The following is a 22,333-nucleotide window of genomic DNA, read 5'->3' on the forward strand; positions in this document are numbered from 1 at the left end:
CCTATTGTAGGTTAATAAGATATTTTTTTAATATCCTAATTGCTTTATCAGGATATTTAACTGCCATAAGCCCCATTACAGAAAGAATATAGTTCTTATCTATTAACAGTTTTGGTTCTATTGGTTTTAAATATTTAGGGTTATCTTTGCTATATAAACCAGCTTTCAATATTTTTTCTGGATTTTTACTATGAACGAGGACCCCGCCTGTACCTATTAAATATTTAGTGTTTAATAAATCTTTTCCAGTCTGTGAATATATCTTGCCCATTGGAGTATAAACATCTTCTATCTTCCCTACATGTCGCTCCATTGCCACCTCTGTTGCTACCATACTCAAGGCTTCATCAAATTCTATTTCTTCATAGGTTTTTGGAACTTCGCTTACATTTTGTGCTAGATAATGACATCTTTCTTCTATGTTATATTTTAAATCTGGAGCAAATTTTTTTATTTTACGTGTTGCTACAGCTTGCCAAAGAGATTCTGCACTTACTCGCATACCAAGATCGCCTTCAACAGTTCTTTTCTCATAAGGTTCCTGTAGGCCCGTTAACATAACTCCTGCTTTTGTAGGCTCTCCCTCCGCTATAGAATGAATATCTGTTGTAGCACCTCCAATATCTACAACTATTAAATCACCTATACCATCCTCTTGGTCTGTTCCGTCTGCTAAAATTTTTGCTGCATTAAGCACGGCTGCAGGAGTTGGCATAAGAATACCATTTATAAGCTCTTCTGCTCCACTCATTCCCTTTGCTTCAACAATCTTATTCATAAATATTTCTCTTATAGCTTCTCTTGCAGGTTCAACATTCAGCACATTGAGCTTAGGCATTACATTATCTACTATGCGATAATACACGCCTTGCTTTTCAAACACTTCTTCGATCTCGTCACTAGCACTTTTATTTCCTGCCACTACAACAGGTACGTCTTTTATATTCATAGCTATCATCTTTGCATTATGTATGATACAGTCCTTATCTCCTCCATCTGTTCCCCCTGCTAATAAAATAATATCTGGTTTTTTCTGCAATATATCTCTAACTTCTCTTAGAGTCAGATGGTGACTATATACTTCCAGAATTCTAGAACCTGCACCTAGTGCAGCTCTCTTGGCAGCTTCTGCTGTAAGGTCTGGCACCAGACCAATAGCAACCATTTTTAGACCTCCTGCTGCACTGCTACATGCAAGTATTTCGTTAAATTTAACTTCTTTATCTTTATATTTTTCTTGCATTATCTTATATGCATTTTCAAATCCAATCATAATATCGCTTTCCACTGTTGTTAATGCCTTGGTACTACAAATAATTTCTTCGTTTTCTATGTCTACTGCCGTAAGCTTTGTATAAGTGCTGCCAAAATCAATTAATAATAGTGCGTCCATTTTTATCACCTTTAATATGTAAGATATTTTTTCTAAACTATTTTCAAATCTTCTTTTAAATCCCTTATTCCCATTTGTGGTGTTGTTCCTGGAGCATATACACGGTTAAAGCCCATATCCTTAAATCTTTTCTCTACTGATTCCCAATCCTGCTTCCCTACTACAAGATTGCCACCAGCATATAGTAATATATCCTTTAAGCCTGCTTCTTCACACTTTTCTCTCAATCCTCTACAGTCAATTTCTCCATGCCCATAAAGAGATGAAACTAAAATTGCACGTGCATTTGTTTCAATTGCTGCATTGATGAAATCTTCCTGTGAGCTTAGTACACCAATGTTTATTACTTCAAAACCAGCTTCTGTAAATGCATAATCAAGAATTCTATTTCCAACTGCATGACAATCTGCCCCTATAACTCCAAGTACTATGTTGTTTTTCATAATGTTTCCTCTCCTATCCCTATCTATGTTCATTGTGTGTAGAAACACCTCCTTAATATATTGGCTTATTGAGCTAAGCCAATCCATCTCTATAATAACACTCTTTAACAAACTGTCTAATGTAACATTAGGCTATAATATGTACTATATTGATGTTTTTAATTGATAATTCATTTTATAGTTGTATAGTTCCTTATTCCTTATGTTTTCTTTGTTTTAATCTGTTTTGGGAATGAAAGTCAAAAATATAACAATATGTTAAAAAATCTTTTAGAAAGTAATGCAGGATATTTATTTACAATCTCATAATTGGTTTGTTCTATATATAAAATTAGTATTATTTATGATGATTTTATACTCTGTATAATATGTTTAGGCTATCCAGCTACTAGTTTATAGCTATTATTTGTTTTGTTTTTATGATTATAATAGTTCTTAAAGCTTTACTCATCTTCTGCTTTTCAGGTTTTAATTGCAACTTTATTCTAATAGTCTTGCACTATTTGTATTTTTACACAGTAGCTTAGAATCTTGATTTAAATTGTTAAACTTTTGTCATATTCATCAAATAAATGGATTCGTAATATTCTACTTCTCATAAAAATATATATTATATAAGCTTAATTTGTTTTTATGGGGTGGTGTTTTGAATAAATCTAATTTTTTATATGGAGCATTTGTTCTTGCAATAGTTAATTTTATTGTAAGATTTATTGGATTTGGATATAAGATTATGCTATCAAAATTAATTGGCCCTGAAGGAATAGGGCTTTTTCAGATGGCTTCTCCAATTCTAATGTTTTTTATAACCTTCACTACAGCGGGGGTTCCCATAGCCGTATCTAAGCTAGTAGCTTCTCAAAAGGCTTCTGGAAATAATCAAGGTTGCAAAAAAGTTTTAAAAACTGCACTCCTTCTTGCTTTTTCTATGTCCTCTATATTTATTGCTATTATAGTTCTATTTGGGCAATTTATCTGCTCTAGAATATTAAAAAACGATGATCTATACTACTTAATAATAATGCTCACTCCTGCTATAATGATAATATCCATATCTGCAGCTATTAGAGGATATTTTTACGGTTTAAAAAAAGTCAGTCCTGCTGGAATTTCTCAAATTATTGAACAGCTTTCTAGAATACCCTTTGTTATAGTTACTATACACTTTTTCCAACCTATAAGCCCTAAGTATGGAGCAGCTATTGCAATTATTGGAATAAGTGTGGGAGAGATTTTAGGACTTTTGTGGTTAGTCCTTCATTACAAGCTATATTCTAGTTCGCAAGCACGTCTATCATTGAAAAGAGAGGTTCATGCTACTTTTCTATCTAGAATATTATTTATAGCTGCACCTATTACTTTTTCCAGATTAATAGGTATCATAATGCAATTAGCAAATACAGTTTTGATTCCACAGAAGCTTGTAGAGGCTGGTTATACTTCAAAAGAAGCAGTTTCAATATTGGGTAAGGTTATGGGAATGACTATGCCTATAATTTTTTTGCCATTTATAGTTACTTCAGCATTAATAGTAAACATTATTCCAAATTTATCGGAAGGTTTTGAGCGAAAAAGCTTTGGTTCTATTAGAGCTAATATAGAATTATGTATCAGACTCACTCTACTGATGGGCATACCACTTACTACTCTATTTGTTTTGTTTTCAAAGCCAATTGCATTGACCTTGTATAATGATAAGCAAATAGCTTCATATTTAAGTTTTTTAGGGCTAAGTACTGTTTTTATGTCTCTTCAAAGTACATTAGCAGGAATATTAAATGGAATTGGTAAGCAAGTCTCTGCAACATTAAACAGTTTTATTGGCATGTGTTTTCAGCTGTTTTTCACATACTCTTTAGTCAGCAATCCTTCATATGGAATTAATGGGTTTTTTATTGGATTTATTACTTCAAGCATAATAATATGCACTCTGAATTTCATAACATTAAGCAGAGTAATAAGTTTAAATGTAAAAATTCTAGATTATATAATAAAGCCAGTATTTGCTTCTATAGCTGGTATATTTTCAACAATTTTTTTATACAATCTGCTACTGAATTCAACTATTAGAAGCTTTATTACATTATTAATAAGCCTTGCAATTGGAGGCTTGGTTTACCTGTTCATTTTATTTTTCACAAGAGCTCTTCCAGCTTCTCTAACAAAAAGGCTTTTTAACCTTAAGTAATTAAAAAGCTGTAGAAAGATAAACACATCAGCAGGATAAAAGGCTGATGTGTTTATTTGGGATTAATTTTTATGACTTACAACAAATCTTTCTATTCTCTTTAGAGCTTCTACAATATTGCTCATGGAAGATGCATAGCAAGCCCTTATGAATCCTTCTCCACTTTCTCCAAATGCATTACCTGGTACTGCTAGGACTCTTTCCTCCATAAGGAGTTTTTCACAGAATTCATCTGAGGTCATGCCTGTTGATTCAACAGATGGAAACACATAAAAGGCACCTAAAGGCTCAAAGCAGTCTAAGCCTATTTTTCTAAATCCATCTACTAATACCCTTCTTCTTCTATTATATTCCTTTACCATTTGTGTGACGCTATTATCTCCGTGTTTTAAGGCTTCAATTGCAGCATATTGTGATACTGTAGGAGAGCACATAATAGCATATTGATGGATTTTTTTCATTGCTTCTATTAGGATTGGGTGCCCACACACATATCCTAGCCTCCAGCCTGTCATTGCATATGCCTTAGAAAACCCGTTTATTATTATGGTTTTATCCTTCATTTCTGGAAAGCTTCCTATGGATACATGTTCCTCGGAATATGATAGTTCTGCATATATTTCGTCAGATAATACAATTATATCCTTATCCTTTAGCACCTTTACAATCTTACTTAACTCTTCTCTATTCATAATAGCACCTGTCGGATTGTTAGGGTATGGAATTATAACTACCTTAGTTTTTGGAGTAATAGCCTCTTCTAACATTTCAGGTGTAAGCTTAAATTCGTCCTCTGCTCTAAGATTTAATACCTTTGGTGTAGCACCTGTAAAGGTAGTGCATCCTTTATATGCAACAAAGCTTGGCTCTGGTATAATAACTTCATCTCCAGGACCTACTAATGCTCTGAGAGCTATATCTATGCCTTCGCTGCCACCTACAGTAACTATTATCTCGGTTTCTGGATTGTAGGAAAGGTTAAATCTTCTATTTAAGTATTTTGAAATTTCATTACGCAACTCTATAAACCCAGCATTTGAAGAGTAATGAGTATGTCCTTCTTCAAGAGAATATATTCCAGCTTCCCTTACATTCCAAGGTGTAACAAAATCTGGTTCTCCTACACCTAAAGAGATTACATCATCCATTTCATTTATCATATCAAAATATTTTCTTATACCAGATGGAGGCATATTCCTTACATTATCTAAAATCATATTTTCTAGTATCATATAATAATTACCTCTCTATTGTCGATTTTCTTTGATTTAAATATAGTTCCATGCTCTTTATATTTTTTAAGAATAAAATGTGTAGACGTACTAAGAACATATTCTTGTACTGCTAGCTTTTGAGAGACAAATAAGGCTACTTCTTTCATGGTTTTTCCTTCAACTATAACTGTTAAATCAAAGCCCCCTGACATTAGGTAACAAGCCTTAACCTCTGAATACTTATATATTCTTTCAGCTACCTTATCAAACCCTACTCCTCTTTGTGGAGTTATTCTTACTTCTATTAATGCTGTAACAGTATCTTTCCCAGTATTTTCCCAATTTATCAATGTTGTGTAGCCAGCAATTATACTTTTTTCCTCAAAATCCCTAATGGCTTCTCTTACCTCTTCAACTGTTTTTCCAGACATTGTAGCTATTTCCTTGTCTGTATATCTACTATTTTTCTCTAAAATCTCAAGAATCTCTTCCATTTTACACTCCTCCTATTATTATATAATAAAAAAATCCTCCATCCCAGAAAGGGACGAAGGATTTACTTCGCGGTACCACCCTAATAAGCAAATAGATTGCTCTCTCAGTTAGAATATATAAATATTCTATCCTCTATAACGTGAGGACACGTCAGTATCTACATTAAGAGTAAAGCTCTTATTTTTCAACATGAGATTCAAAGACTGCTTCCATAAAGTTCCCTTACCAAAGTTCCACCAACCTTTAGCTCTCTAAAAAGGTCCCTAAATGTACTATTTCTTATCATTATCTTTAGTGATATTAATATTTCTATATATTATATCCTTTACTGAGATTAATATCAACTATTTTTTTATTTTAATAGAATTTACTATATCAAAAACCGACAAAAAGTTTAATTCCTTTCAATTTGGGTAGATATATATATTATGTGCGAAACAGTTTAGGCTTTTATAGCGTTTCAATGGATTTAAATTATAATTTATATTATTTTTAAAAATATATAAAATCTTTTAAGGGGTGAATTTTGTGTTTAAAAAAACTTTTCGTAAACCACCATGTGAAGAAGCAGAATGCATTGTAAAATATGTGGAAGACTCTTTAAGGGGTAAAAGAGTTGACAGTCCTGACGTTAAATATCCTCTTCATAATCGTGTATTAGAGCATTTTGAAAAGCTCCTTGATAATGAAAGTAAAATGTCTAAATCTGCAAAAGAAATTCTCAATATAGCTAGTTCATTAAGTAGCTTTGATGTAGGTATGTCCCATATTTCCTACCAACTAATGGACTTTGCTGGAGAGATGGCATCTGTTAGTGAATCTAACCTTGCAATAGTTCAAGAAACAACTGCAAGCATGAACCAAGTAAGTGAAACTATAGATACAACTACTGACACTTTAAACAATCTTGCAAAGGAATCTGATTCACTAGCACATAAGAATAATGAAAGTATGGGTTTGCTTAAGGAAGTCCAATCTCTTAAGGATAATGTTATACAGGATACAGGAGTTATGAGTGAAAAAATACAGCAATTAGTAGATTTAGCTACCGAGGTTGGAAGAATAGTAGAAAGCGTTCAAACAATTGCAGAGCAAACAAATTTATTAGCTCTAAATGCAGCTATAGAGGCAGCAAGAGCAGGAGAACATGGTCGTGGCTTTGCTGTAGTGGCTCAAGAGGTTCGAAAGCTAGCTGATGATACTAAAGAAAATCTACAGGGAATGCGACAGTTTGTAGAGCGTATTCACGAAGCAGCACAGGATGGAATAGAAAGCTTAGATAACACTTTAGAGTCTACTGGTCAGATGAGTGACAAAATTGAAATGGTATCAAAAACCGTTGGTGAAAACATGAAAATGCTTAATAGTGTAACTAATAATGTAGACGTAATACATAAATCTATGCAGGGCATAAGGGTGGCTGCTAATGAAATAAATCACGCTATGGAAGCTTCAAGTATTGATGCTGAAAAGCTTAGCCACATGACACAAAGCATACATAATGAAGCAACACAAAGCGTAGAGTTTGCTAAGCAAATATCCCAAATGGATAATAAGCTTTCTGAAATCGTTAGTAGCATTTTTGCTGGTCTTAAGGGTGGAAGCAATGCTATTACAAATGAGGAAATATTAGAGGTTATTAATAAAGCTAAGAAATCTCATGTTGAATGGGTGAAGGGACTAAATAAGATAGTAACCGAAATGCGCAGCTATCCAATTCAAACTGACTCTAAAAGATGTGCCTTCGGTCATTTTTATCATGCAATGCACATAGATCATCCAACAATCATAGATGATTGGAACCATATAGACAAAATTCACCATGATTTTCACGGCATAGGAGATGATGTAATAGCTGCAGTAAAGAATAATGATTCTGTAGCTGCACATAAGCTTTATGATGAAGCAGACAGCCTCTCAAAGCAAATGCTATCTCTCTTAGAAAAAGTTGAGAAAAAAATCGAAGGGCTTATTGAAGATGGAATAAAAATATGTAGATAAAATATAAAATCCTTAAGCAAATTGCTTAAGGATTTTATATTCCCGGGATGCCGTTTGCCTAGCTAATTCACACCCGCATATCTGCAGGTGGGTGTCCTGCCACTAGATTCTGATTACCAATGTAGTTAGGCCTATCATCCACTAATGAACTTAGACTCCCGTATAAACTATGTCGGTTGAATTACCATAGACTATCGCACATCTCAGGAAGAATTCTATAATTCAATTATACTATACTTTAGCAAAATATCAAATTAAAATCTTTAATTTTTTTTGCTATTATCTGCTATTATCTAGGTTTGATTAGATAACGGTAGTTATTTCTTAATATTTTAATGAATTCTTAGTCTGCTAAAACAAAATAATTAAGCACATTTATTAATTATTTTATCTAGTTCTTCTTCGTCTATACTTTCATTTTCCAACAAGCTATTGGTAATACTTTCCAATGTGTAAATATTCTCTTTTAATATTTGTAGAGTATTTGAATAAAGTTCATTTACTATGCTTTTTGCTCTGTCTAATATATAAGCATTGTTCCCAAGGCTATCTCCTAATAGCAGCTCATAATTTAATAATCCTGCTTCTTTATCCATACCGTATTTTGCAATCATTGCAAATATCATATCTGTAGTCTTTTGTAAGTCATTTGAAGCCCCTGTAGTTATTTTATCTTTACCAAAGATTAGCTCTTCAGCAGCCCTTCCACCAAGTGCAATCATAATATGGTTTAATATATCTTCTTTAGATTGATATAACTTATCTGGAGGAATGTTCATACTAAATCCTCCTGCTCCTTTAGTACTGGGAATAATACTAATTTTAGTTACCCTATTTAGTGGAGAAACAAGCTTAGTTACTAATGCATGTCCTGCCTCATGATAAGCAGTAACCTTTCTTTCTTCTAAGGATATATAGCTTCTATCCTTTTTTTCTTCTCCTGCAATAACAGTATAAAAAGCTTTGTCTATATGATTCATATCTATACTGCTGTGGTTGAATCTAGCAGCTATCATAGCTGATTCGTTCATAAGGCTTTCTAGCTTTGCACCACTGAAATATACTGTTTGGTAAGCAATTCTTTTTAAATCGACACTGTCGCTTATTGGCTTGTTTTTGCTATGGAGCTCTAATATTTTATATCTAGCATTAATATCTGGAAGGCCAACCTCTAGCTGTCTATCAAATCTGCCTGGCCTTAATAAGGCTTCGTCTAATGTGTCTATTCTGTTAGTGGCAGCAACTACTATAATGCCTTCATTTCCCTTAAAGCCTGACATTTCTGTTAGCAATGCATTAAGAGTTCTATCACTTTCATCAGATGCTCCATTAGCAGAGCTACCTTTTCTTTTTTTACCAAGAGCATCTATTTCATCTATAAAGATTACACATTTTTCAGCTCCTCTAGCTTTTTTAAATAAGCTCCTTATTCTGCTAGCTCCAAGTCCAGCATAGACTTGGATAAAATCCGAACCAGTTACTGCATAAAATGGAACCTTTGCTTCACCTGCTAAGGCCTTTGCGAGTAATGTTTTACCAGTTCCAGGAGGTCCATAAAGTAGTACCCCCCTAGGCATTCTAGCGCCATATCTTTCATATTTTTCAGGTTCTCTAATAAAATCTACCATCTCTCGCAGGTTTTCTTTTACTTCTTCGTTTCCCGCCACATCATCAAAGGTTGTAGAAAATGGTACATTTCCAGCATCTTCAATAGTTGACATTTGAGTCATTTCTTTTTGAGCCTGCTTCGATGAATTTTTATTTAAAAAGTAAAAAAATCCACCAAATACAATTAAAACAAAAAATATGGTTAATATATCCTTTATTGTGTTATTTCCATTAGTCTCCCATACATTTATTCCATAGCCTAAAAGCCTTTCTTTAAATCCTTCTGCTCTTGGATTATCTGTTTCAAACAGGCTTCCATCTTTGAATTCACCTGTTATTTTTGCGTCCTGACTCAAATAAACAGTTTTTATATTACTGTTTTCAAGGTTTTCATTAAATTCTACATAGGATATTTTTTTTATCTGTGTATCATTTCTAAAAAAAACAAATATAGAAACTAATACTAAAACCATAACAGCAATTAGTACAATTAAAACTTTTTTGCTTTTTAGTAATTCCATACTTGTCCCCTTTCTAGTTTACATAATATATAAAAATTATAACACAGTCTTGCTATTATGTCTATTTAAAACATTTTGGTTAACATAATTAATTTTAATTTAGAGGGTGTGAAAACCCTCTAAATTTTTATTCGTTTCCTTTTAATATTTTTAGTAATCTATCCAAATTTTGACTTTGCTCTTCATTTAGCATAGGTCGTAAGCTTTCTAGCTGCTTAAGCTTTGTTAGAAATTCTTCCCTTCCCATATCATCCTTTAGTTTTTTGTTCAGCTTTATTATTTCAAATACAATTTCTTCTCCTGACTTGTTTGAATATTGTTCCGCAATATTTTTGATTGTGTCTAGCTGCTCCTGCGTAGGTTCTATTTTTCCCTTAATCTCCTCTATTACTTCCTCTATTTTTTTATTATTGTCCATGCTTTTTCCTCCTCATTAATTTATATATAAATCTATGTAAAAAAGAGCATGTCATATTACACAATCAGGAAATTTAATTTCCCCTTTGCTAAATTTTCTTTTTCTTTACTTTTCTCCATATGAATATTTTGTAACCATATCTCTTATATCCACATACTATGGTTATATATTGACTAAAACCAAAGATAGTGTACGAATAATAAATTATATTTAAATAGTTTTTAAATTTTATATTAGGAGGAGTAAAAGTGAACGAAATTCTTTCAGTTCCTTCAGATGGAGAGATTACTACTCAATCAAATTTACATATTAATAAATTCATACTGCTCATACCTTTAATATTATTAGTAGTTAAAAGCATGGATGGGTTAAAAAGAAAAAGCAGTGATATATTTAGTCTCGGAAGTGAGCTGATAGCTTCCATAGATTATGAAAGTTTAAGTGAAAAAATAGACATGCTAAAAAAAATAGGTCCCTATTTACCTGAGAATCTTATATATTCTCTAAATTCAATTGTCCTCATAGGAGAAAAAGCAGTTAAAGTAATAGGGTTAATGGATTTTGTTTCTACTAATAAATCTTATCAGCCTATTTCGTCTATTGGAGAATTAAGCAGTAAGGATAGGATTAACGGTATTCTTTCTACTATAAAAGATGATATTTCTGATGAAAAAGTAAAAAATATAAAGCCTGCAATAGATATAATTTTGAATTTTGATAAGTACAAGGATCTGGTTAATATGTTTTCAAGCTTAAATTCTATGACAAATAAGATTGAAAAAAAACCAGCACCAACTGAAAAAACAGAATCAGTTATAGAGCCTAGTGAAAGTAATAAAAATCAATTAGAAAGCATGATAAATCTAATTAAGCCAATATTAGGAGATAATCCAAATATATCTACGGAAAAAATTAGTGATATGTTTAAAATGCTCCAAGTGCTGAATATGAATAATGCATCTGATAATAAAAATTAAAAATAAACTTTTCTCTTTGTCCTTTGTAACAAAAAAGTTAAATGATTAATATATTATACTAACCAAAGATTTGGTCACAATTAATTAAGGGGGTTTATTCATGGGAAATAATAATTGCTTTGGCGGTAATGGTGATTCCCTACTATTCTTCTTCCTACTTCTAGTAATAATCTTCTGTGGATTCTGGGGAGATAACGGTTGGGGATGCGGTAGATAAGGCTCAAAAAATTACAAAGTACAAAATGCGGAGCAAGTCATATGTTCTCCGCATTTTGTGATTTAATCCCTTAATTTATAGAGCAGCTCTTTCATATCCTCAGGTAAATTAGCCTTTACTTCTTTTTCTTCTCCTGTTCTTGGATGGTTAAATTTAAAATAATGTGCATGAAGTGCTTGCCTATTTATAAGATCGCTCTCTTTGTTATATAAAATATCTCCGATTATTGGATGACCAATATACTTCATATGTACCCTAATTTGATGGGTTCTTCCTGTTTCTATTTTTACTTGAACTAAGGTGGCGTCACTATATCTTTCTATCACTTTATATTTTGTTAATGCATGCTGCCCATCTTTCATTACTTCTCTTATCATAGGTTCATCTTCTTTTTTCCCAATAGGTGCATTTATTACACCATTTTCTACCTCTATAACACCTTTTACAACAGCAGTATACATCTTTTCTATACTATCTTCCTCCATTTGCTTAGATAACTGCTGATGAGTAAAGGAATTTTTTGCAATTACTAATATTCCTGATGTGCCCATGTCTAATCTATTAATAAATCTAACCTTTTTCTTTATATTTTTGCTTTTAAAATAATATGCTACACCATTTCCTATTGTATCATCTAGATGACTTTTAGTAGGATGTACTACTATATTAGGCTGTTTGTTTAAAATCAAAAGATCATAATCTTCATAGATAATATCTAGAGGTATATTTATTGGAATACTATTTTCTATCTCATCCTCCATTAATATAGCTATTTTATCTCCCCTTTTTACTATTGCATTACCTTTAGATAATTTCCCATTTAGGTATAGCTGATTATTTTTTTGAAGCCTTCTTGATAGTCTTCCAGATATTCCGCGATTTTCTCTTAATTCTTCCTCTATAGATAGACCTGGCGTCTTTACATCAAAAACTATAATGCTTTCACTTTCTTTCATATATTTTTGCCTCCATTTTATATTTGATAAGATTAGTGTATAATATACTTATATTATTTTATTCCTGCTATTTTTGCAAATAGGATTTGGGGGGAGATAGCTTGATTAAAGAAAATAAAAAGATAGTTAATATTATACATAATAATAATCCTCGCTCTAAAGAAACTTCAATTATTTTAGAAAAAACACTTAATCAATATGGATATATTGTCTCTGATGAATTTGATAACAATGCTATATTAAATATATGCATAGGTGGCGACGGTGCTTTTTTAAGAGCTGTTCATAAATATGGTTTTCCTTACATACCTTTTATTGGTGTAAATACAGGCCACCTAGGATTCTTTCACGAGATAACTCCAGAAAGAATTCATAACTTCGTTGAATGTTTTTCAAAAGGAAAATATAAGCTTGAGGATATATATTTAGCTGAAGCCATTGTGTGTACAAGAACTAGCTGTATAGAGCTTGTAGGAGTAAATGAAATTGTTATAAAAGGCATCGATTCAAAGGTCATTCACCTTGATGTTTCCATAGAGGATGATCTTTTAGAACGATTTAGTGGAGATGGATTAATTGTTTCTACTCCTAGTGGGAGCACTGCCTATAATCTTTCAGCAGGTGGAAGTATTGTATATCCAAGCTTGAAAACATTGCAGCTTACTCCTCTTTGTCCTATTAACTCAAAGGCTTATAGATCTTTGTTAAACAGTGTAATAATTCCTGATGGAATGACTATAAGAGTTAATCCTGAATACAGAGATGAAAATACTGTTTTAATAATCGTTGATGGAAATCAAATAAACTGTGACAATGTAGTAGAGATTAGCTTTAAGCTTTCTGATATGACACTAAGGAGACTTACTTTAGATAGTCAAAGCTTCTGGGCTAAGGTTAAGGATAGATTTATTTAACAAATCAGGACTGAAAACATTTCAGCTTTTCAGTCCTGATTTCTATATTGTATACTTATCTGTAATATTATAGTTTAAAACAAGCTTTGTTTTGTTTTTCATTTCCATTGCAATAATATAATGCCTAAAGTTACTTGAACAAAACCTGTCTAGCTCTTTGAAATTCATTTCAGCCTCTATTTCGTAAATGGACACATCAACCTTTTCCCATCCACAAGAGTACAATATATCGGCTGATTCTTTACTTATCAATTCTAAGGGTATTGACCCGAATACGTTTCCACCTTCAACGTTATTTGAGGTCCAAAACCTATTATGAAGCTCTAGTACCTTTGCTCTCTTAAGCTCATCTGTTCTTTTTTGATTAAATATTTCTAAATAGTCTCCATCATAATAGTTTTTAACTAAAATAGGCTTGTATAAAAAAGGTAATGTGCTTATATACATGAAGCCCGGATATTCTTCTACCGTATCCATATAGTCATGAAAACCATTAGAATTTGTACATTGTTTTTTTATCATATTAGTCATATCTAATAATTCATTAGCTAATTGATTTACTCTATCATAATTGTCACAATAAACATATGATTCCATTTCGCTTACAAGTCTTTTTATAGCTAGTATTGTATTTCGCATGTCATCACCTTTCCTACCTATTCATTTAATAAGCCTTTGTTTATACATGTGGTTATATCTTTTTCCCCTAGGCTTATTCCAATTAATAACCATAAAAAAATTGATAATTGTGATTGAAAGCTTGTTCCATCGAATAAGCCATTTGATAATATTGCAATATAAAAACCAAAGGAAATTAAGCCTATTTCTTTGTTTTTATACACATCCGTCTTAATTCTCTCCCAAACATATTTTATAAAACAAAAGAAAAAAAGCAAGCCAATTATACCTGTATCCACTAACTTTTGCAGATATATATTATGCACATGTGATACGTAAGCCTTTATTGTGCTTGAATATAGTGGAAGCCTTTCCCAAGTAGTCCCTGGCCCTATTCCTAAAATAAAATTATCCTTTATTATCCCTATAGATGCAGACCATATTTTCTTTCTATAGCCTATACTTGAATCAATCGCAATATTTTGTGGATATAGTCTTCCTACACCTCCTAATATATCAAAGGTTAAAAATACTATGGGAAAAAGCACTGCATATCTTATATATTTTTTATTTACTATAGATAAACCTGCTAATGATACAGATAAGGATAGCCAACCACTACGTGAGTAGGTTAAAAGCAAGCACATTAATGATAATATAAAGCATAATACTCCAATAAGATTATATTTCTTATTCTTATTTGATTCAAAATACACTAATCCAGCAAGGCTTGTTAGGTTTAAAAAAAGTGCTAAAATATTTGGGTTGAAAAATGTTGCATATGCTCTAAAGCTAATATTGTATACATTACTATCTACCCAGCTCTTTGGAATATCTCCATTAAAATAAAAATATTGGACTATTCCCATACTTGAAATCACTATACCCAACAATATTATTAATAATAAAATCTTATGGATACTATCATCATCTAAATAAGAACCTACGATTGAACAAAACAATATCTTCATAATATACAAAAGAGAAAAAAGTATGCTTATGTACCATAATTCAGAAAACAATGAAGACAACAGGGTTGATAAAACCATAATTATCAATATTTTATTATGGGATAGATAGCTCCATATGATTCTTTCCTGCTTAAATAAAATCAATAAAACTATTAATATTCCAATAAAAAAATATGATGCAACTGGTAATATTGCACCTAGTATTAGTATCAATGCTATTAAGTACAAAATAATTTTGTTAAGTTTCATTGTATGCATACTCTCCTATGTATATAATTTTATTATTAATACAGCATTAAATCAATAGTAAAGGCTTCCTCATTTTTTTTTGAGGAAGCCTTTACTATTATAACAATTCTTCCATTTTGTTTACAAGATCTCCAAAAAGCTTTAGTGCTTTTTCAATAGGTTCAGGTGTAGTCATATCAACGCCTGCCTTCTTTAAAACATTTATTGGATAATCTGAGCTTCCACTTTTCAAAAATCCAATATAATCATTGACTGCACTTTCTCCTTCTGAAAGTATCTTCTGTGATAGAGCAATAGCAGCAGAAAATCCAGTTGCATACTGATATACATAAAAATTGTAATAGAAATGTGGGATTCTAGCCCATTCTATAGCTATTTCATCATCTACTATAATGTCTGGTCCATAGTATTTCTTGTTAAGCTCTTTATACGTTTCACATAGCCAATCTGCAGTTAGAGACTGACCATTTTCAACATGCTGATGAATAGCAAGCTCAAACTCTGCAAACATTGTTTGGCGATAAACAGTTCCTCTAAATTGCTCTAGGAAATGGTTAAGAAGATATAGTTCTTCATCTTTACTCTTCACCTTTTTAAGCATATTGTCCATTAGTAATGCTTCATTAGTTGTAGATGCAACCTCTGCTAGGAAAATACTATATCTACCATATACAAATGGCTGGTTTTTCTTTGAATAATAGCTATGAAGCGAATGTCCCAATTCGTGAGCTAATGTATATACATTATCTAGTGTATCTTGATAATTCAATAATATAAATGGATTAGAGTCATAGGTTCCCCATGAATATGCACCACTTCTTTTTCCTCTATTCTCATACACATCAATCCATCTAGATTTTAATCCTTCTTCTACTATGCTTACATATTCTTCTCCAAGTGAATTTAAGCCCTCTAGAACCATTTCTTTTCCTTCTTCATATGGAATCTTCATATCTACATCCTTTACTATAGGTGTATATAAATCATACATATGAAGCTCGTCTAAGCCTAAAGCCTTCTTTCTCAAGGCTACATATTTATGTAATGAATCTAAGTTATTACTTACGGCTTTAATAAGATTGTGATAAACTTCAGCTGGTATGTTATTCTCATTTATTGAAGCTTCAAGGGCATTATTATAATTTCTAAGCTTTGAGTAGAAAATATTCTTCTTTACATTACCACTTAAGGTTGCTGCAAATGTGTTTTTAAACTTATAGAAGGTATCATAAAAGGCTTTGAAGGTATCATGTCTTACCCTTCTATCCTTGTTTTCCATTAATGGAATATAACTTCCATGAGTTATTTCAACATCATTTCCACTTTCATCCTTAATTGAAGGGAACTTCAAATCAGCATTGTTTAACATTCCATATACTGTTTCTGGCGAGACTGCTATTTCTCCTGTTTGAGCCAATATTGCTTCTTCTCTTGGTGAAAGAACATGTTTTTTCTTTCTCATAATATTGTCTATGCTGTGAGAATAAACCTTAAGCTCTTCTTTTTCTTGGAGATAGCTGTTTATCTTTTCACCGTCCATCATAAGAATTTCTGGAACTATAAAGGAAATACTTTCCTCTGCTTCTACCATTATTCCAGTTGCTCTATCTGTTAAAGCCTGGTATTTGCTGTTTCTAGTGTCTTCATCCTGCTTCATCTTTGCATATGTATATATATTTCCAACTAGTCTAGAGATTTCGTCATGTAGAGATAGTGCTTCAAATAAGGTTTCACTACTGTGGTCAAGCTGACCTTTGTATTTCTTAACCTCGTTGAAAAGGCTCTTTACCTTTTTAAAGTCTTCTTCCCAGGCTTCATCACTTACATATAGTGAATCTAAATCCCATTTATACCTAAGTTCAACATCTGCTCTTTCTCTTGGCTGTTTTAATTTATTTTCCATATTCATCCCTCCTTATGTTATATATATATTCTATACTTTTTCAATATTTTTTTCCATACTAAGCTAATTTATAAGATTAAAGTTTTACATTAACCTTGAAATATCTCATAAATACTATGTTTAATACTTATTGTTAAACCTTAACATCAACCTGTTCTACTTCCTTTAAAAACATTATCAGGCATCCAGCAGTTGTTCTCTGAGAAAGAGGTAATGAACAACGAGTTATTTTATAAAATCTAATTTGATCATCTTTTATTTTTTTGAACTGCTTATGAATTCTTAAAGCTACTTTAGTATTAAACCTTACATATTCTCCTATTTCATCAAATGTTATAGGCTTATCCTTAGTCCTAAATGTTTTTACCTTATCATAGGATATTTTAACAAAGTTTTCATATTGCCTATGATTGTCTAAAAGCCTTATGTTTACATGTTGAGGTATGGTAAGGTCTTGTATTATATGAACACAAGCCCCCAAGTAAAACATCGACTCTTCAATATGGTTTTCTCTAAAGCTTTGTACTGCTATTTTATAATATTTTTGAGTTAGCTTAAGAGCATTTCCATGGCCATATAGTCCTTTTTTCTTTTGAGGATTATAAAAATGGTTTATACTTTTAAAATCCTGATCTGCCCATACTGCTCCCTTGTTTATTTCTTCAATTTGCTCTGAGTACAATTTGAATTCATTATCATATCTGTATTCTTTTAGTAAATTAAGTGCATGTATATTGATAAATTGATGAACCTTTGCTTCTGTTTTTATCACAGTTTTTTTAAATGGATTTACTGCTTTTAATATGCTTCTAAAGGCTTTGCCATAATATATTTCTATAGCTTTCATAATATCTTCCTTTGCAATATAATATTCTTCATTTCTATGATGCCCAAAAAACAAAAAAAGAAGATTAACTTTTACATTAATCTTCGATATTTTAAATTAAATATTAATAAAATACGGTCACAAATTTAATTGAATACAAGTCACAAATAAGGAGATCATCAGTTCTGCTTTCCCTCATGACTATATGATCTATTCCTACATCTACAAGTATTCCCTCTCTATCTAAAAACATATTAGTTCCAAGAATAAACTCAGCCTTTATAGGTCTTCCTATTACAGTTTTTAAATAGCCCTGTATATATTCTTTGTCCATAACTGGTGGACCTGGTTGTTGAGGCATTGTACCTGTAGGTGGTTGAGATGGGACTGGCTGAACCCCTGGAGTGCCTGTTGGTGGTAAGCTTGGCTGTACACCAGCCCAAGGTGGAACACCTATAGGGTTATAAACAGTTCCTGGAGGATACATACATGGGGGCATCATTGGTGCTGCAGGTATCATATATTTATTGTTATCACCATTTTGTTGATTTCTCATAAAAACCCCTCCCTTTACGTGCTACTATATAGTTGTGTTGGGTCATAGAAGCAATGCTGACCTATTCTTGAGTTCCATGTCCCTGAGCCATTATAGGGAAATGTCCTTGGACAGTTTGGGACAAATGGATTCATATACCATAAGCTTCTACCAATGTTCCAAAGCTTATTTCCTGATAAAGCCCAATCTGCTATCTGATAATGAATATCCTCTGGAGGATTAGCCCAGATAGTCTGTGGATTAGTTCGCCCTCCTATAACACTTCTCATACAGTCAAATTGACCTTGTTGATTTATTACTTTTCTTAAGTCTCCTTGGCATACTCTTCTATATTCACCATCTGGTACATGGACTCGATTCATTACTACTGTGGCTACTGCTTTCATTCCAGTGTCTCCTTCTCCACCAGATTCGCATCTTATGATTCTAGCTAATAACTCTCTTTCTGAATACGCCATTGTGCCACCTCCCTTGTCTTTTGCTACTATTAATATATTTAAGTCCGTCCGTATTTGCTACAAAAAAATAAGGAGGTATAAATACTCCTTACTTTTTATTTAATACCTGTATTGCTTTTTTCATTAAATCTCCTGCTATTGGTGCTGCTTCAGTTCCTCCTGTTTTGCCGCTGTTTTCTATAATAACTACTACTGATACTAGTGGTTCATCTGCAGGTGCAAAGCCTACAAACCAAGCATGTTCTTTGCCTGTTTCGTTTTGTGCAGTTCCTGTTTTCCCAGCTACCTTTATGTTTTTAATTCTTGCTTTTTTTCCTGTACCTTTTTCTACAGTTTGAATCATCATTTCTTTTAGTCCTTGAGATACTTCCACGCTAGTCGCTTTTGATAAGATTTCTGTTTTACTGCTTTTTAATACTTTACCTTCATTATTTACTATTTCTTTTACTAGTATGGGCTTTACAATATCCCCATTATTAGCTATTGCTGAAGCTACCATGACCATATTTAAAGGAGTGACTAAAAGCTTCCCCTGACCAATTGCAGAAGCTCCAAGTTCTGGCTTATTGCTTATCTTTTCAGGAAAAATAGATTTAGCTGTTCGTAGGTCAAAGGGTATATTACTATTAAGCATGAATTTTTCTGAGGTTTTTCTAAGCTTATCTTCTCCCAGCTCAAGGCCTATTTGGCTAAAGGCAACATTACAAGATTGAGCTAAAGCTTCCCCTAAGTTGATTTCTCCATGTGCACTTCCTTGATAATCCTTAAGAATATATCCGTCTATATTTATTGAGCCTTCACAGTTATAAGTCTCAGATATCTTATCTCTTTCTAAGGCTGCTGCTGCAACTATTATCTTAAATATAGAGCCTGGAGTATAAACACCCATAGTTGCTCTATTTAATAAGGGACTATCTTCACTTGAAACGATATCCTCCCATTTTTCCTTTAAATTTGAGGGATTGAATGAAGGACTGCTTACCATTGCATATATCTCACCATTCTTAGGATTCATAAGCACTATTGCACCTTTTTTCCCATTAAGTAATTTGTATGCATAGCTTTGAATGTCATGATCTACAGTTAATATAAGGTTGTTTCCTAAGGCTTCACCATCTGTTAAAATGTTTTTCAATTCTTCAATAGGGTTCATGTCTTTTAATCCAAGTAGCTCTTTATTATAAACTGATTCAATTCCAGATTTACCATACTCTTTATAGCTATACCCTATTATATGACTGTATATCTCACTATACTTGTAGGCTCTAGCCTGTGTTCCATCCCTTTTCTCGCTACTTACTAGTACAACTCCTTTTCTGTCTGCTATATTACCTCTCAAGATATTCTCTTCATTAATCCATTGTCTTTTGTTATAGCTATTCCCCACTATTTTATCAGCAGTAAATATTTGAAAATAGCTAATATATAATATTAAGCTAATAAACATAGTACATAAAACTATTAGCAACCTAATTATCCTCTTGACTTCTGTGTTCATCTTCTTCCTCCTGTTCTATATCAAGCTCTTCAGAAGCAACCTGCAAAATCCCTAGAGCAGCAAAGCTAGATACTAATGAGCTTCCTCCATAGCTGACAAAAGGTAGTGTTAGTCCTGTTAGTGGAATCATTTTTATAACTCCCCCTAATATAATAAAAGCTTGATATCCTAGCATGGAGGTTATGCCTAATGCTATTATTCTGAAAAATTTATTTTGTTGAGAAATAGCTATCTTTAGTCCTCTGTATACTATTAGAAGAAACAAAAGAATTACTGCAATACCTATGAATATACCCATTTCCTCACATATTGCTGAAAAAATAAAATCATTATGGACTAATGGTATAAATTCAGGATGACCAAGACCAATTCCTGTACCAAAAAATCCACCTGATGCAATAGCAAATAAGGATTGAGTTATTTGATAGCCTTTCCCATCAATAAAAGCCCAAGGATTTAACCATGTCTCTACCCTAACCTTAACGTGGTTAAAGATAAAATAACTTATAAAACCTACAAATACAGCTCCTATCATATTGTATATTATCAATCTTCTATCCTCTTCATACACATACAACACAGTCATAAATAAAAGGAAAAAAATCAATGCAGTTCCTAAATCCTTTTGTATAAATAAAAAGCCAATATGTGCATAGACTACAGCTAAAAAAATAAGCTTATTGTTATATTTTTCTTTGTACACATAATAAGAGGCAAGAGAAAATACAAACAACAATTTAATCATTTCTGCAGGTTGAAAGCTAAAGCCATAGATAATTATCCAGTTTGTAGCACCTCTATTTGTAGTGCCAAAAATTAATGTAGCTAAAAATAAAAATAATGATGCTCCTAAATAAAAATAAAGCATTTTATCCCATTTTCTTATGTTTTTAACTATGAAATAAGACAAGAAAAATACTACTATTCCTACTCCAAACCAAATTGTTTGTCTAAAGCCAAATGCTGGGTTTATTCTGTAAATCATAATAATTCCAATACTAATCAGCATAGTAACTATTAGAAAAATATAGCTATCTCCATTTGAAATCTTATATAGAAGAAAGCTAGATAAATATATAGTTAATATTAATAGCACCGCTGAGTATAGAATGTTCTTTCCAATCCCAGCATTAAAAGTAACTAAAAGCAACAAAGCTAATATATTTATTATCATTAAAAGGTTCTGTGGTGCTTTATAGCTAAAAAGTTTTTTAATCAATACTAACACTCCTTAGTCTCCTTTTACAAAGAGAAACTCTACCTGTCCAAACTTTATTCTATCGCCATCCTTTAGCTTTACAACGTCTTCTACCTTTATATCATTAACTAAGGTTCCATTTACACTATTTAAATCTTCTAAGAAAAATTCATTTTCATCAAGAGAAATTTTAGCATGATTTTTAGAAATATAGGGATCTCTTAGAACAATACTATTTTGAGTTCCTCTTCCAATTGAGACGTCTTTTTCTAATACATATACTTCTCCAATTTTAAAAGATAAGGTATCCTTTCTGTTTATAAGCTTTAAATAAGAGGTTCCGTCGCTAATTGCTCCTCCCATACTCTTAATATCTAGGTATATCATTCTTATTATTCCTATAATGAATAGATAGATTAGCAATATGAGTAAATATCTAAACATTAATGAAAGTAAACTAAACACTAAACCACCACCATAAGCATATTGTCCTTATGCTACTAATCTATCATAAAGCATGGACTTTTAAAATACTTATTATAAAGCCAATAATGAGTATTCCCCAATTATCCCTTCGTAATCTTATATATATTATAATTTGTCATTAATTTTGAAGTACTATAAAATAAGATTACGTCTACATTTATGTTAAATGCTATAATAATATAAATTAAATAATATTATTTGCTAAATAGTAATTTGTGTAAGAGA

The 22,333-nt window shown here is 32.0% G+C and carries 20 protein-coding genes, 1 other RNA gene and 1 other annotated feature; of the genes, 4 read left to right on the forward strand and 17 right to left on the reverse strand.

The features are described 5' to 3' along the window. Position 1 precedes the first annotated feature (1 nt). A complete protein-coding gene (gene glmL / locus BLV37_RS02320) occupies positions 2-1,393 on the reverse strand; it encodes a methylaspartate mutase accessory protein GlmL (protein WP_091726701.1) in 1,392 nt (463 codons plus the stop codon). Positions 1,394-1,425: 32 nt separating this feature from the next. Continuing rightward, complete coding sequence (glmS, locus tag BLV37_RS02325; protein WP_091726845.1) at positions 1,426-1,836, reverse strand: methylaspartate mutase subunit S; 411 nt, start codon at positions 1,834-1,836, stop codon at positions 1,426-1,428. 646 nt (positions 1,837-2,482) lie between these two features. On the opposite strand from glmS, the gene spoVB reads away from it, so the two are divergent. Continuing rightward, positions 2,483-4,024: a stage V sporulation protein B gene (spoVB, locus tag BLV37_RS02330; protein ID WP_091726704.1), complete on the forward strand. Its 1,542-nt coding sequence runs from the start codon at positions 2,483-2,485 to the stop codon at positions 4,022-4,024. Positions 4,025-4,086: 62 nt separating this feature from the next. On the opposite strand, the gene BLV37_RS02335 is transcribed toward spoVB, so the two are convergent. Both BLV37_RS02335 and BLV37_RS02340 read right to left on the reverse strand, forming a co-directional pair. Beyond that, positions 4,087-5,256 carry an aminotransferase class I/II-fold pyridoxal phosphate-dependent enzyme gene (locus tag BLV37_RS02335; RefSeq protein WP_091726707.1) on the reverse strand — a complete coding sequence of 390 codons (1,170 nt, stop codon included), beginning with the start codon at positions 5,254-5,256 and terminating at the stop codon, positions 4,087-4,089. Beyond that, a complete protein-coding gene (locus BLV37_RS02340) occupies positions 5,253-5,732 on the reverse strand; it encodes an Lrp/AsnC family transcriptional regulator (RefSeq protein WP_091726709.1) in 480 nt (159 codons plus the stop codon). The genes BLV37_RS02335 and BLV37_RS02340 overlap by 4 nt, the downstream gene beginning before the upstream one ends. A gap of 46 nt (positions 5,733-5,778) precedes the next feature. Then, positions 5,779-6,028 (reverse strand) — a binding site (T-box leader). A gap of 233 nt (positions 6,029-6,261) precedes the next feature. Here BLV37_RS02340 and BLV37_RS02345 point away from each other — a divergent pair. Beyond that, entirely contained in the window at positions 6,262-7,734 is a 1,473-nt protein-coding gene (locus BLV37_RS02345; RefSeq protein WP_091726711.1) for a methyl-accepting chemotaxis protein, read from the forward strand. A gap of 35 nt (positions 7,735-7,769) precedes the next feature. Here the strand turns inward: BLV37_RS02345 and ssrS are convergent. The 3 genes from ssrS to BLV37_RS02360 all read right to left on the reverse strand — a co-directional run bounded on the left by ssrS (position 7,770) and on the right by BLV37_RS02360 (position 10,281). Next, positions 7,770-7,947, reverse strand: a non-coding RNA gene (gene ssrS / locus BLV37_RS02350) — 6S RNA. 152 nt (positions 7,948-8,099) lie between these two features. Then, positions 8,100-9,863: an ATP-dependent metallopeptidase FtsH/Yme1/Tma family protein gene (locus BLV37_RS02355; RefSeq protein WP_091726713.1), complete on the reverse strand. Its 1,764-nt coding sequence runs from the start codon at positions 9,861-9,863 to the stop codon at positions 8,100-8,102. A 127-nt stretch (positions 9,864-9,990) separates the two neighbouring features. Further along, complete coding sequence (locus BLV37_RS02360) at positions 9,991-10,281, reverse strand: hypothetical protein (RefSeq protein WP_091726716.1); 291 nt, start codon at positions 10,279-10,281, stop codon at positions 9,991-9,993. 248 nt (positions 10,282-10,529) lie between these two features. On the opposite strand from BLV37_RS02360, the gene BLV37_RS02365 reads away from it, so the two are divergent. Continuing rightward, positions 10,530-11,258, forward strand: coding sequence for a hypothetical protein (locus tag BLV37_RS02365; RefSeq protein ID WP_091726719.1), 729 nt, complete (start codon positions 10,530-10,532; stop codon positions 11,256-11,258). 279 nt (positions 11,259-11,537) lie between these two features. On the opposite strand, the gene BLV37_RS02370 is transcribed toward BLV37_RS02365, so the two are convergent. Next, positions 11,538-12,431, reverse strand: coding sequence for an RluA family pseudouridine synthase (locus tag BLV37_RS02370; protein WP_091726721.1), 894 nt, complete (start codon positions 12,429-12,431; stop codon positions 11,538-11,540). A 101-nt stretch (positions 12,432-12,532) separates the two neighbouring features. On the opposite strand from BLV37_RS02370, the gene BLV37_RS02375 reads away from it, so the two are divergent. Further along, positions 12,533-13,345 carry an NAD(+)/NADH kinase gene (locus BLV37_RS02375; protein ID WP_091726724.1) on the forward strand — a complete coding sequence of 271 codons (813 nt, stop codon included), beginning with the start codon at positions 12,533-12,535 and terminating at the stop codon, positions 13,343-13,345. A gap of 42 nt (positions 13,346-13,387) precedes the next feature. Here the strand turns inward: BLV37_RS02375 and BLV37_RS02380 are convergent, their stop codons facing one another. The 9 genes from BLV37_RS02380 to BLV37_RS02420 form a co-directional block, all read right to left on the reverse strand. Then, positions 13,388-13,984 carry a hypothetical protein gene (locus BLV37_RS02380; RefSeq protein ID WP_091726726.1) on the reverse strand — a complete coding sequence of 199 codons (597 nt, stop codon included), beginning with the start codon at positions 13,982-13,984 and terminating at the stop codon, positions 13,388-13,390. A 17-nt stretch (positions 13,985-14,001) separates the two neighbouring features. Continuing rightward, on the reverse strand, positions 14,002-15,183 hold the full coding sequence (locus BLV37_RS02385) for an O-antigen ligase family protein (protein ID WP_176967830.1): 1,182 nt from the start codon (positions 15,181-15,183) through the stop codon (positions 14,002-14,004). 97 nt (positions 15,184-15,280) lie between these two features. After that, positions 15,281-17,086: an oligoendopeptidase F gene (gene pepF, locus BLV37_RS02390; RefSeq protein WP_208975181.1), complete on the reverse strand. Its 1,806-nt coding sequence runs from the start codon at positions 17,084-17,086 to the stop codon at positions 15,281-15,283. A 133-nt stretch (positions 17,087-17,219) separates the two neighbouring features. Next, on the reverse strand, positions 17,220-17,987 hold the full coding sequence (locus tag BLV37_RS02395; RefSeq protein ID WP_208975182.1) for a zinc dependent phospholipase C family protein: 768 nt from the start codon (positions 17,985-17,987) through the stop codon (positions 17,220-17,222). 49 nt (positions 17,988-18,036) lie between these two features. Further along, positions 18,037-18,468: a hypothetical protein gene (locus BLV37_RS02400; protein WP_091726736.1), complete on the reverse strand. Its 432-nt coding sequence runs from the start codon at positions 18,466-18,468 to the stop codon at positions 18,037-18,039. Between the two features lie 14 nt (positions 18,469-18,482). Beyond that, on the reverse strand, positions 18,483-18,926 hold the full coding sequence (locus tag BLV37_RS02405) for a cell wall hydrolase (RefSeq protein WP_091726739.1): 444 nt from the start codon (positions 18,924-18,926) through the stop codon (positions 18,483-18,485). 88 nt (positions 18,927-19,014) lie between these two features. Next, positions 19,015-20,424 carry a peptidoglycan D,D-transpeptidase FtsI family protein gene (locus BLV37_RS02410; RefSeq protein ID WP_091726741.1) on the reverse strand — a complete coding sequence of 470 codons (1,410 nt, stop codon included), beginning with the start codon at positions 20,422-20,424 and terminating at the stop codon, positions 19,015-19,017. Beyond that, positions 20,396-21,643 (reverse strand): FtsW/RodA/SpoVE family cell cycle protein, encoded by a 1,248-nt coding sequence (locus BLV37_RS02415; protein ID WP_091726848.1) that lies wholly within the window; start codon positions 21,641-21,643, stop codon positions 20,396-20,398. The genes BLV37_RS02410 and BLV37_RS02415 overlap by 29 nt, the downstream gene beginning before the upstream one ends. 12 nt (positions 21,644-21,655) lie before the next feature. Further along, on the reverse strand, positions 21,656-22,066 hold the full coding sequence (locus BLV37_RS02420) for an FHA domain-containing protein (RefSeq protein WP_244270451.1): 411 nt from the start codon (positions 22,064-22,066) through the stop codon (positions 21,656-21,658). Between the last annotated feature and the right edge of the window lie 267 nt (positions 22,067-22,333).

Source organism: Proteiniborus ethanoligenes (genome assembly GCF_900107485.1).
GTDB classification, from domain to species: Bacteria; Bacillota; Clostridia; order Tissierellales; family Proteiniboraceae; genus Proteiniborus; species Proteiniborus ethanoligenes.